Annotated in this window: 9 protein-coding genes and 1 pseudogene; 4 read left to right on the forward strand and 6 right to left on the reverse strand. The window is 45.7% G+C overall.

Translation table 11 applies throughout. The features are described from left to right. Positions 1 to 44: 44 nt before the first annotated feature. Both DWY79_RS19435 and DWY79_RS19440 read right to left on the reverse strand, forming a co-directional pair. A pseudogene (locus DWY79_RS19435) lies at positions 45 to 350 on the reverse strand (DUF1349 domain-containing protein); the annotation flags it as partial. 161 nt (positions 351 to 511) lie between these two features. Continuing rightward, positions 512 to 700, reverse strand: a complete 189-nt coding sequence (locus DWY79_RS19440) for a ferredoxin (RefSeq protein WP_005854237.1) — start codon at positions 698 to 700, stop codon at positions 512 to 514. A gap of 216 nt (positions 701 to 916) precedes the next feature. Here DWY79_RS19440 and pruA point away from each other — a divergent pair, with 216 nt between their 5' ends. Together pruA and DWY79_RS19450 are read left to right on the forward strand one after the other, a co-directional pair. Then, the gene (gene pruA, locus DWY79_RS19445; protein ID WP_005854238.1) at positions 917 to 2,548 is read left to right on the forward strand and encodes an L-glutamate gamma-semialdehyde dehydrogenase; all 1,632 of its coding nucleotides are present in this window, start codon (positions 917 to 919) and stop codon (positions 2,546 to 2,548) included. A gap of 90 nt (positions 2,549 to 2,638) precedes the next feature. Continuing rightward, a complete protein-coding gene (locus tag DWY79_RS19450; protein WP_048927531.1) occupies positions 2,639 to 3,826 on the forward strand; it encodes a proline dehydrogenase family protein in 1,188 nt (395 codons plus the stop codon). Between the two features lie 62 nt (positions 3,827 to 3,888). Here the strand turns inward: DWY79_RS19450 and proC are convergent, their stop codons facing one another. Beyond that, on the reverse strand, positions 3,889 to 4,692 hold the full coding sequence (gene proC, locus DWY79_RS19455; protein ID WP_005854240.1) for a pyrroline-5-carboxylate reductase: 804 nt from the start codon (positions 4,690 to 4,692) through the stop codon (positions 3,889 to 3,891). A gap of 154 nt (positions 4,693 to 4,846) precedes the next feature. Here proC and DWY79_RS19460 point away from each other — a divergent pair, with 154 nt between their 5' ends. Then, positions 4,847 to 6,064, forward strand: a complete 1,218-nt coding sequence (locus tag DWY79_RS19460) for an aminopeptidase C (protein WP_122370126.1) — start codon at positions 4,847 to 4,849, stop codon at positions 6,062 to 6,064. A 105-nt stretch (positions 6,065 to 6,169) separates the two neighbouring features. Here DWY79_RS19460 and DWY79_RS19465 read toward each other — a convergent pair whose 3' ends face one another. The 3 genes from DWY79_RS19465 to DWY79_RS19475 all read right to left on the reverse strand — a co-directional run bounded on the left by DWY79_RS19465 (position 6,170) and on the right by DWY79_RS19475 (position 10,988). Continuing rightward, positions 6,170 to 6,778: a copper resistance protein NlpE gene (locus tag DWY79_RS19465; protein ID WP_122370128.1), complete on the reverse strand. Its 609-nt coding sequence runs from the start codon at positions 6,776 to 6,778 to the stop codon at positions 6,170 to 6,172. 100 nt (positions 6,779 to 6,878) lie between these two features. Further along, a complete protein-coding gene (locus tag DWY79_RS19470; protein WP_122370130.1) occupies positions 6,879 to 8,738 on the reverse strand; it encodes a mechanosensitive ion channel family protein in 1,860 nt (619 codons plus the stop codon). Between the two features lie 15 nt (positions 8,739 to 8,753). Beyond that, complete coding sequence (locus tag DWY79_RS19475) at positions 8,754 to 10,988, reverse strand: S9 family peptidase (protein WP_122370132.1); 2,235 nt, start codon at positions 10,986 to 10,988, stop codon at positions 8,754 to 8,756. Between the two features lie 129 nt (positions 10,989 to 11,117). Between DWY79_RS19475 and DWY79_RS19480 the strand changes: the two genes are divergently transcribed. Continuing rightward, positions 11,118 to 11,633, forward strand: a complete 516-nt coding sequence (locus DWY79_RS19480; RefSeq protein WP_057326332.1) for an FKBP-type peptidyl-prolyl cis-trans isomerase — start codon at positions 11,118 to 11,120, stop codon at positions 11,631 to 11,633. The last annotated feature ends 358 nt before the right edge of the window (positions 11,634 to 11,991 follow it).

Genomic DNA, 11,991 nt, shown 5'->3' on the forward strand with positions numbered 1-11,991 from the left:
ATCATGCTAATTATCGTTAACCGTATTCAATTTTCTTATTATAGTTCATGATTGATACGAAGCATCAGGCCGGCTTGGTCAAAACGCTGCTTGTAATCGCCGGTTATCTTGACTTTCACTTCGAATTCACCCCCATAAGTAGCATAATAAAAAGGAGCGTCATCTACCGTAAACCCGTAATGGGAAATCCTCCAATAGTCACTTTGGGGAGTGACCTGCATGGAAAGCGACTTGTCTTTAATCTCCCATTGCTCCGGCTCGTTGAACCATTGCATCTTATCTAATGATTGCGCCCCGCAAAATTGCAAAGAGGCGACAATAACAAAACTCAGTAACACTAATTTTCTCATTTTACTTCTTATTTCTTATTTCTTATTTCGATTCTTTCTATTCCCGTAAGAGGTTAATGTTATTAACCTTACCTCTGGCAAAGGTAACGTGTTATTATAGATTGCGCAATGATTCTGAGATTTTATCTAGGAAGGAAAAGTAAGGGTTAATGTGTTTTTGTCTATTCGTATTTGATAACCTCGACCGGACAGCTTTCGGCAGCCTCTTTAATACCCGCCTCGAAATCATCGAAATTAACTCCTTCGTTTACACGTGAACGATCTGTAACAGTGAATACTTCCGGGCAAATGCCCTCGCATGTACCGCAAGCGATGCAATCCTCCTCAATCCAAACTCTTTTAATTGCCATAATTTTATTCCTTTAAGATGATTAATATGTTAATGTAACAAACAACTTTCGCGGATTGTTTTCGGGAGAGGTCTTTTAGATCATTGTATAGACCGTGAAATGAGCTTATCTTTGGTTGATATATATTAACGTTTATACGCCACTGTTTTAAAATAAATTTGCTACGTTTACAGCAGAAAGTTTCATTGAATAACCATTTAAAAAATCTGAAGTATTATGGATAATGCTATTTTTAGATTTCCTAAACCCATTAATGAACCGGTAAAAGCGTATGCTCCCGGATCAAGTGAAAAAGCATCCTTAAAGAAAGCGTTAGCGCAGATAAGTTCCGAGGAATGGGATATTCCTCTGGTAATTGGTGGAAAAGAGATCCGTACGGGTAATACCGGTAAGGTCGTTATGCCTCATGATCATCATCATGTATTGGCTACTTATCATAAGGCGGGCGAGAAAGAAGTACAAATGGCTATCGACGCCGCCATGAAAGCGCATAAGGAATGGTCAGAACTTCCATGGGTGGAACGTGCGTCTATTATGCTTCGTGTAGCTGAGTTGTTGGCTACGAAATATCGTTATATCCTGAACGCTTCGGTTATGTTGGGACAGAGCAAGAATCCGTTCCAAGCGGAGATCGACGCTCCCTGCGAATTGATCGATTTCTTGCGTTTCAGTACCTTCTACGCTAGTCAAGTATATGCCGATCAACCCTATTCCGAGACGGGTATATTGAATCGTATGGAATACCGAGCCTTGGAAGGTTTCGTGTTCTCGCTCACGCCGTTTAACTTTACGTCGATCGCTTCCAACTTGAATATGGCTCCGGCTATGATGGGTAACGTGGCGGTATGGAAACCGTCTACTACGGCGATCCATTCGAACTATTTCTTGATGAAGGTTTTCCAAGAGGCCGGCTTGCCCGATGGCGTAGTGAATTTCATCCCGGGACAGGGTAGCGTGATCGGTAAGGTGATTACGGGCAGCCGTGATTTGGCGGGGTTCCATTTTACGGGCTCTACCTCTACGTTCAATACTTTGTGGCGTCAGATCGGAGAGAACTTGGGGCATTATAAATCTTATCCAAAAATCGTAGGCGAGACAGGTGGCAAGAACTTTATCTTCGCTCATCCTTCCGCTCCGGCGTTGGATGTGGCTACCGCTATCGTACGCGGTGCGTTCGAGTATCAAGGGCAGAAGTGCTCAGCGGGTTCTCGGGCCTATATCCCGGCTTCTCTCTGGAAAGAGGTGAAAGATTATGTGGGCGATATGCTGAAAGAGATCAAGATGGGTGACGTGCAGGATTTCACGAACTTTGTCAATGCCGTGATCGATGAGGCTTCGTTCGATAACATCATGAGTTATATCGATTATGCGAAACAGTCTCCGGACGCAGAGGTTCTTTTTGGTGGTAACGGGGACAAATCTGTTGGTTATTTCGTGGAGCCAACGGTTATCCAGACCACGGACCCGATGTTCAAGAGCATGGTAGAGGAAATCTTCGGGCCGGTGATTACGATCTACGTATATGACGACGCTAAATATGAGGAGACTTTGGAACTTTGTGATCGTACTTCTCCGTACGGATTGACGGGTTCTATTTTCGCCCGTGATCGCTATGCGATTGATAAGGCATTCAATACCTTGCGCTATTCGGCCGGTAATTTCTATATCAATGATAAACCGACCGGCGCCGTGATCGCCCAGCAACCGTTCGGCGGTTCCCGTGCGTCCGGAACGAATGACAAGGCCGGTGGCCCGTTGAACTTGATTCGCTGGACGAATCCTCGTTGTATCAAGGAATGCTTGGTTCCTCCGACGAGCTACGGGTATCCGTTCTTAGGTGAGAAATAATTGTCATAATTAAGAAATACCAACTGATTGTGGGGGAGACGGGGCGTGCCCCGTCTCTACGCTATGACGTTACCTTTATCTACATACAATATGTTAGACTTTAACAATACCGAGATCGCTTTCTCGTCGAAGTCGCGGGGAGAACTACAAAATGCTTACTGGCTTTTTAATACGATAAAATATCCTTGGTTGGTAAAATGCGCTAAAGTAGCCACGAGTATAGCCTTGAAAATACATTTCCCGCTGGCTTGGGCGGTGAAGCCTACCTTATATAAACAGTTCGTAGGGGGGGAGACCTTGCAGGACTGCTCCGCTGCCATCAACCACTTGATGAAATACAACGTGAAATCGACGCTCGATTATTCGGCGGAGAGCGAGCAGACCCCGGAGGGCATACAGGCGACTTTCGAGGAAACCTTGCGCTCGATAGATTTTGCGAAAGGAAATACGAATCTGGCCTATGCCGTATTCAAACCATCCACGATCACGACCGATGAGTTACTGGCCAAAGCTTCCGAGAAACGGGAAGAGCTTACGATAGACGATGTCCGGCATTTCCGCGAGTTCCGCGAGCGTTTTATGGCGCTTTGCCAACGGGCTTACGATAACGACGTACGTATTTTAGTGGATGCGGAGGATTATTGTTTCCAAGATGCCATTGATGCGTTGACCGATGAGGCGATGCGTAAGTTCAACAAGAAACGTGCGATCGTATTCGCCACCTTGCAAATGTATCGTCATGACCGGATGCCTTATCTGCGTCGTATCTACGATGACGCCGTGGCGAAAGGTTATATTGCGGGCGTGAAATTCGTGCGCGGGGCTTATATGGAAGCGGAGCGTGCCCGTGCGGCGGCGTTGGATTATCCCGATCCGATTTGTAAGGATAAGCAGGCCACGGACGAGAATTATGATGCGGCGGTTCGTTTCACCATGGATCATTTAGATCGTTTTGAGATGTTTATGGGAACGCATAATGAGGAGAGTAATTATAAGTTGGCGAAATTGATGGACGAGAAGGGGATCGCCCGCGATGACTCCCGTGTTTTCTTTGCGCAGCTATTGGGAATGAGCGATAATATTTCCTTCAATTTAGCCCATGCGGGATATAACGTAACCAAATACGTACCGTACGCCTCGGTAAGGGATGTACTGCCGTATTTGATCCGGCGTGCGGAAGAGAATACTTCTGTCGCGGGGCAGACCAGCCGGGAACTCCGGATGTTGGAGATGGAAATGGCTAGGCGGAAAGAACATAAACCCGCCGAGGGCAGGTAAAGTAGTTTGTCAGCATATTTCGGGGCGTATTGGTGCTGGCAAACTACTTTGTCTGCCTATTTTTATTTACTGGCCTTCAGTCCCCGGATCACGGAAGAGGTAAAACCGGAAAGTTCCATCTCATTTAGACCCTTGATCGTGATTCCGCCCGGAGTCGTTACCTTATCGATTTCCATCTCCGGGTTACTTTTGTTCTCGAGCAATAAATCAACGGCGCCTTTCACGGTATGCACCACGATCTCTTGCGCTTGTTTCGGATAGAAACCCAATTCCACGCCGCCTTCTATCGCCGCACGGATATAACGCAAGGCGAAAGCGATGCCGCTGGAAGCCAATGCTGTTCCTGCGCCCATCAACCGTTCTTCTACCAACATGGCGTTGCCAAGCTCGTTGAAGATATGGATGATTAGATCCGTTTGCTCCTTGGAGGCGTTGCGGGCGGAAACGAAAGTCATGCTGCTCATCACCTCGATAGCCGTGTTGGGCATGATCCGGAAGATCGTGGGAGTAGCCAGACAATCGAAGTCCGTGTTCTTGGTCAAATAAGTATTTAACAGGTCGAAAGTCACGCCAGCCGCTACGGATACGATGATTTGTTTCTCGAAGTCGAGCACCGACTTAATCTCATCTATAATCATTTCTACACGCCAAGGTTTAACGGCGATTATAATGATATCAGCGTTTCGTGCCGCTTCCACGTTATCATGGGTCAAGATAAAGTCCGGATCGATCTTTCTCATCTTCTCCAAGGTCTCATCCGATTGGGCGGTACAAGTGATATCAGAGGCTTTGAACATGGTTCCTTTCGCTAAACCTCGGGCGATCGCTCCACCGATATTACCCGAACCGATAATAGATATTCTCATTTTGCAGATAATTAGTTATATATTATGTTTCCTGAGGAGGCAAACTTAGATAAAATATCTCAAATACGTACGACTTTGTAGAGTTAGCTACGGATAAAAAACTTACATTTGCGGTCGATACGGACTTAATACTAATATAAATATATAAAATTACATGAAAAAGACAATTCTAGTTTCAAGCATGCTATTCGCTCTGACTATGTCCGCTACGATCCAAGCGCAAGACACGGAGAAGAAGGAGAGTGAGGAGGGATTCGTGTTCACGACCGTGAAAGAGAACCCCATTACATCTGTTAAGAACCAAAATCGTGCGGGTACGTGCTGGTGCTACTCCTCGTACTCTTTCTTGGAGTCGGAGTTGCTTCGTATGGGAAAGGGCGAGTATGACTTATCCGAGATGTTTACGGTATATAACACCTATCTGGATCGTGCCGACGCTGCTGTGCGTACGCATGGGGATGTTTCGTTCTCGCAAGGTGGATCTTTCTATGATGCGCTTTATGGAATGGAAACATTCGGCTTGGTTCCGGAAGAGGAGATGCGCCCGGGCGTGATGTATGCCGATACGTTGAGTAACCATACCGAGCTTTCCGCCTTGACCGACGCTATGGTGGCCGCTATCGCCAAGGGAAAGTTACGCAAATTGCAGTCTGATGAGAATAACGCCATGTTATGGAAGAAGGCGGTCGCTGCGGTACATCAGATCTACTTGGGGGTTCCTCCTGAGAAATTCACGTATAAAGGGAAGGAATATACACCGAAATCTTTCTTCGAGTCTACAGGTTTGAAGGCTTCGGATTATGTCTCATTGACTTCTTATACGCATCATCCGTTCTATACCCAGTTCCCGCTAGAGATTCAGGATAACTGGCGTCACGGTATGTCGTATAACTTGCCGCTGGATGAGTTTATGGAGGTCTTTGATAATGCGATTAATACGGGTTATACGATCGCTTGGGGTTCCGATGTGAGCGAATCTGGTTTTACTCGTGACGGAGTGGCCGTTATGCCTGATGATGAGAAGGTACAGGAGTTGAGCGGTTCCGATATGGCTCATTGGTTGAAATTGAAACCGGAGGAAAAGAAGCTGAACACAAAACCGCAACCTCAGAAATGGTGTACCCAAGCAGAGCGTCAGTTGGCTTACGATAATTACGAGACGACAGACGACCATGGTATGCAGATCTACGGTATTGCCAAGGATCAAGAGGGGAACGAGTATTATATGGTAAAGAACTCTTGGGGAACCAACAGCAAGTATAACGGTATTTGGTATGCTTCCAAGGCGTTTGTCCGTTATAAGACCATGAATATCGTGGTTCATAAAGATGCCCTGCCTAAAGCGATCAAAGCCAAGTTAGGTATCAGATAATCGATCTGTTAAGGATGGTTTAAATAGAAACTAAACCCCGATAGCTTCCGGCGATCCGGTAAGACTATCGGGGTGATCTATATATACAAAGATGTGCTGCCTATATTACTGAACAAGTTTTAGTGTGTAGTTAAGATCTGCCGCCGCTTTTTGCAACGCGTCGTTCATCAAGGTCAAGTTATCCCCTTCTACTAGGAAATAGATGACGGGTTCGCCATCATTGGGAATCAACTCGTAGATTACCGCGCTAGCGTCATCGGGAGTTCCGTGCTTTACTTTTTGTTTACCGGTTGTAATGGCTTTCTGAGGAGCTTTCTTCGCCGCTCCGGTACTTGAGGCTACTGCTTCCGGTACGGTATAAAGAGCATCCAACTCGAATACGCCTTCCTCGTCTGCGTTATCTTGTTGATAATACAAGGTTAAGTCATAATCTACATTCACGCTATCCGGAGAAGTCAGGGTTCCCTTATACTTTTTTTGGATAACCGGTCCCTTTTTAGGATCAGCCTTCAAGGAATCTCTCATATTTACGGGTTTTGCCGGTTGAGTCGCCTTAACAGAATGGATCAGTGGCAGAGACGGAGCGTCCGGAGCCGCCGACATTATGGCGAATTCTTCTTCCTCTACTTCTACGGGTACATCCTTTTGGGCTTGTTTCCCGCTACATGCGGCCAAAAATGCCATAGCCGCTACTGCGATAAAATACTTTTTCATTACCATTATTTATTTTATTAGTGACGTTTGGACATATAACATAAAATCCCCCACGATTTGTTTCGTGAGGGATCATTTTTAACTATTTACCGTGAAATATTTATTTCTTTGAAGGCTCTACCCTGTCATCCAGATAGGGAGAGGCCGGGATCGTGGAAGCGCTTCCGTCTCGTCCGGCGAAATAGTGCGGTGACATGATCTCTACGCCAGCCTCATTGAATACGTCCTGTATGTTTTGATGCAGGTCGGAATAGATATCCCCGAGTTTATCGGCGTCCTTTATATAAGCGTTGATTTGATAACAGGGATAGTAATCGCTTAGTTCGGTCTCCAATACGAAAGGCTTCGGCTCTGGCAATACCCCGGTGGTTTGGCGGGCGGCATTGATCAATAATTGATGAACTTGCCGCCAAGGTACGTCGTAGCCGATCGTAACCGTGCTGTGGATGATTAATCCGTATTGCCGTGCGGATACGCTATAATTTGTTGTATGGGAGGACATGATAAAGGAGTTCGGGATGGTCACTACCTCATTCTTAGGGGTACGTAAACGGGTGACAAACGGAGTCTTCTCGATAACGTTGCCAGTCGTCTCGTTTAGTTGGATACGGTCACCCAATTTAAAGGGCCTCATATAAGTAATGACCAGCCCGGCGATGATATTTCCGATCACCGTACTGGAACCCAACGATATGATCAAACCGACAAATACGGATATGCCTTGAAATACCCCCGAGTCCGATCCCGGCAGATAAGGATAGATCATGGCGATCATAAAGGCGTATAGCAGGAAACGGATGATATTAAACGTCGGTTGCGCCCAATCCGGGTAAAAACCTGATATTTTCAGGTTCTCGCTCTCTATCTCGTTGGCTATGTATTGGATTCCTTTTACGATGTATTTGATACAGTAATAGATCACCAAGATGATAAACAAGTTCGGAATATAGGAGGCTACCGATTTAAAGATCATCTTTACCGGCTCCAACAAATAGGAGAATATCTTCAAGGCTAGATCTTCTGTTTGCGGGAAGATAGCGAAAAGGATCGGTACACTGATGGTTAACTGGATTAGTAACACGATCCATCGTATTACGTTGGTGAAAAACACCAATACACGTCCTTGGCGATGTGTGTTGAGAAATTCATAATCCCGGATGGTAATAGATCTGAGTCGGTTCTGCTTTAACCAGATAATTTTCCTGCGTAGTTTCTTAAACAGATAGTTGGTCAGCTTAAACAGGAAATATTGGATGATAATTACGAGGATGAACAATAATACCCGTTTCGCTATCTGCAAGATACTATGTTGCTCCCTTAACTCTTGTATCTTGTTTTGGATAATCGGTTGATATTGTTCTGCGAGGGCTATACGACTGAGATTTTGCCATAGGGCATCTTGGTCGGTGATACTTAGGATAACCTTATCTCCGTACATGATATCCGTTACGTATTCGCTGTCATAGATATAGATGGAATCCTTCTTCAAGGAATGCGAGGTCCCGATCTTTACCATGATATTGAGGATGTCCTCAGCCCGGTCAACCGGGGTGCGGCCTCCGCGCTTGGCGTATAGGTGAAATAAGGTATCCCCCTCCACGACTACAGGTACGCCGGGAGTCAGTGCCCGAAGGGAATCGATACGGTTTCGTTGCTCGGCCATTTTTAGGGAGTCGGCGGTAGCATTGCTGTTCTTCGTGCTTTCCAGCTCGTCTTTGAGCAAAATCTCGTTTAGTTTCATCTCTTGCAGCTGGAGGGCTAGCTCCTGCATTTTGATGGAATCCTTCCGGTGCTGCTCGTCGAGCGAAAACGTATCGGTCGAGGTAACTGGCTCCTTCGGCTCATTGCCTAATGTCGTAGACAATAGTTCTTCGGCCTTTTCCCTTAATTGGGCGTTGGATACCGTTGGCAGGAAACTGATTCCTGCCAAGATCACTAATCGCAATAAAAATTGTTTCATCGAATCGTGGATTAACTATTTACCACCGGCCGGAAGATGCTCCAGCCAGTATTTAGCCATTGTCTTACGTAGGTGAAGAGTCGTTCCTTCCCTTTCGTTGATGCTATGGCTACGCATCGGGTAACTGATTTGCGTAAACATCTTTCCGTTCTTGATCAACTTGTTCACCAGCATCTCGCAATTCTGGTAATGCACGTTGTCATCTCCCGTACCGTGGATAAGCAGCAGATTACCTTCCAGTCCCTCGGCATAGGTAATCGGGGAACCTTTGCGGTAGCCTTCCGGATTGTTCTGCGGAGTATTCATGTAACGTTCTTGGTAGATCGTGTCGTATAGGCGCTGGTCAGCGACAAAAGCGATCGCTATACCGGTATGGAATACTTTCGGATAACGGAACATGCAGTTCAAGGTTTGACTGCCGCCGCCGCTCCATCCGGTAATGCCGATCCGGCTGGCATCGATAAACGGATATTGACGGGCCATATCTAAAATACCTCTGCTTTGATCCTCGGAGGAGAAAGTGCCCACTTCCCCGTAAATACATTTACGCCATTCACGCCCACGAGGAGTATTCGCGCCCCGGTTCTCTATACTCACCACGATATAGCCTTGGTTCGCCATATATTGTTGCCATAAATCTCCGTTACCCCATACATCTTGTACGGTGGCGCTCGCCGGCTCGCCGTATACCTCTATGATAACCGGGTATTTCTTGGATGCGTCGAAATCGACAGGTTTTATCATCCATGCGTCCAAGGTTAGATTGCCGGACTTGACCTTGATAAATTCTTTCGGGTTTAATCCTAAGGCAGCGTATTGGTCCTTGGCTTGAGCATTATCCTCAAGCATGCGTACGGATTGATGTTTCGGAAAAGAAACCATGTCGATAACAGATGGGGTAGAGGCGTTACTATACGTATGTATGGCCCATTTGCCGGTGGGTGACATGTTGTAGCGGTGCTGTCCGGATTGTTCCATGGGGCTTACACGCTCCACTTCTCCATTGCCGAATGCTTTAGCCCGGTACAAGTAGCGTTGGGTGAAATTGTCCGGGGAGGCAATGAAATAGACCCAGCCCTTTTGTAGATCGGTCCCGACCGGCGAGATATAATCAAAATCACCTTTGGTGATGGGTTGTATCTCTTTTCCGTCACGGCTTATCCGGTATAAATGCCGCCAGCCACTACGCTCGCTTTCCCATGTGAAATAGCGGTTGTCCTTTAACCATTGTATGTTATCATTCGTGTCTAGCCATGCGGCATCCGTATCGGTGAAGATATTATTCAGCGAGTTATCGGATATCTTGGCGATCCATACCTTATTTGTATTCTGCGGGCGGTTTAGTTGCTGTATGAACAACTCGTCGCTTTCGGGGATGAATTCCATACGGGGCAGGTAGTTGTTCCGGGGATCTCCGGGTATGGCGATCCAAGTGGTGTTCCCGCCGGTAGAGGAAACGTAGCCTACTTTTACGGCTGAATTGGTGGTTCCTGCCTTGGGGTATGGGAAATGGATTACCTTTGCGTAGATGGAGTCTACATTATTAATAATGTCGAACACTCCCGTTCCTTTCGTATCGCTTTGCCAATAGGCGATATGCTTTCCGTCCGGGCTCCAGCGGAAACCATCCCGGCAACTGAACTCCTCCTCATATACCCAATCGAAGGTTCCGTTGACAATCGTATCGCTTCCGTCTTTTGTTAGCTGCGTGATTTTCCCGGAGTCTATATCTTCTACATATATATTATTGTTGGAAACATAGGCCACACGTGTGCCATCCGGAGAGAATTTAGCGAACATCATGGAGGATTCCGGCATTCCTTTTCCCAATTGACGTAAAGCGCCGTCCTTTAGGTTTAATACCCAATAGTCACCCCGTGTATCATAACGCCATACCCGTCGGGTATTGTTATAAATCAAGACTTTCTCATTATCCGCACTCCAAGAGACGCTACGTACGGGGATAGGCCTTCCGGTAGATTTGTCCGTCAATAGGGATGAGGGGATAATGACTTCACGGGAGTTATCTTTCGCTCGATAGGCGACGATATCCGTGCCTCCGGTTTGCTTATTATTTTCCAAGCGGCTATAACGTTCACCGTCTTTTAGCCAAGTCATGCTTCCGATGCCTTTTGTTTGTATGATGTTACCGGCAACTATATCCTCAAGATTCAACGCTTTTTGTGCCATGCTTATACCTCCCGACAGAAGGCTGATCGTGGCGATCGCTATTAATTTGTTTAGTTTCATGTTGTATTAGTTGGTTACTACTATATTTATGCAAAGAACGGAAAGTTAGTTGATATAACAAAATGGATTTGTATATTCGCGCCTCGGAAATCAAGAATAATCATAGTTTAATTTTATATAGAAATCGGAATGAAAGCACTTTCAATGTATGTATGGTCACTTGTAGTGATCATGATGATGGGATTTACTTCTTGTGGGGATGATGATGAGCTTCAATTCTCGGAAGAGCAATTGGCTTATATCAACAAAAACAAGGAATACATCTGGGAGAAGAAAGCGGAGAAAGACGAGAACGGTGAATTGAAATATAAGCAAGTTGTTATAGGAGGTGATACTGCCTTATATCGGATCATTCAGAAAGAAAATGAGTGGACAACGACACCTTCCGCAACCTCAGTGGTTTATTTGCTTGATCTGGAAGGAAAATATATTGACGGGAAAGTCTTTCAAAAGAAACTGGATAGATCAAGTTTTTCTATGAACGGCATTATCCCGGGCTTAAGCGGTGTCTTATTGAATATCCATCTGGATGAGACCGTGGAGGCGATTATCCCGGCTTCGCTAGGTTATGGATATGGAGATTATAGCGGTATCCCCGGAGGTTCTACTTTAATCTTTACTTTTACCTTGGATAAGGTAGAATGAATAATACCTTGATGGATAAGCCTATCTTCTATATCCGTCTCCGCTGAATGTTCGTTCGCCGCCGCTGAATGTATATTCGTCGCCGCCGAACGAACATTCAGCGGCGGCGAATAAAGAAGATATCGGGTTGCGGGAGGTTTTATATAGTACTGGGAGAACTTTTTATTCGGTTTGATCTGACTTTTATCTTTATAAGATTTGGCACGGTTGCTTAATTCAGCCAACGGGTTAATAGTATAAATAGGTGTGGTGTAATTTCTTTATTTTGAATATGTGTACGATTTGTTCGTAAATATTCGATAGTTTCGTTGATTATCTCCTTTTTTCTTTTTAATTTGGCGGATTATAAACATAATCT

It is taken from the genome of Parabacteroides sp. AF27-14 (assembly GCF_003635425.1).
Classification (GTDB): domain Bacteria; phylum Bacteroidota; class Bacteroidia; order Bacteroidales; family Tannerellaceae; genus Parabacteroides; species Parabacteroides distasonis.

What these genes read in the sequence shown, in the direction of transcription:
- proC (WP_005854240.1), bottom strand. Translation starts at nt 4,692, where the DNA reads ATGAGAATATCTATTATCGGTTCGGGTAATATCGGTGGAGCGATCGCC.
- DWY79_RS19465 (WP_122370128.1), bottom strand. Translation starts at nt 6,778, where the DNA reads ATGAAAAAGTATTTTATCGCAGTAGCGGCTATGGCATTTTTGGCCGCA.
- DWY79_RS19460 (WP_122370126.1), top strand. Translation starts at nt 4,847, where the DNA reads ATGAAAAAGACAATTCTAGTTTCAAGCATGCTATTCGCTCTGACTATG.
- DWY79_RS19480 (WP_057326332.1), top strand. Translation starts at nt 11,118, where the DNA reads ATGAAAGCACTTTCAATGTATGTATGGTCACTTGTAGTGATCATGATG.
- DWY79_RS19475 (WP_122370132.1), bottom strand. Translation starts at nt 10,988, where the DNA reads ATGAAACTAAACAAATTAATAGCGATCGCCACGATCAGCCTTCTGTCG.
- pruA (WP_005854238.1), top strand. Translation starts at nt 917, where the DNA reads ATGGATAATGCTATTTTTAGATTTCCTAAACCCATTAATGAACCGGTA.
- DWY79_RS19440 (WP_005854237.1), bottom strand. Translation starts at nt 700, where the DNA reads ATGGCAATTAAAAGAGTTTGGATTGAGGAGGATTGCATCGCTTGCGGT.
- DWY79_RS19450 (WP_048927531.1), top strand. Translation starts at nt 2,639, where the DNA reads ATGTTAGACTTTAACAATACCGAGATCGCTTTCTCGTCGAAGTCGCGG.
- DWY79_RS19470 (WP_122370130.1), bottom strand. Translation starts at nt 8,738, where the DNA reads ATGAAACAATTTTTATTGCGATTAGTGATCTTGGCAGGAATCAGTTTC.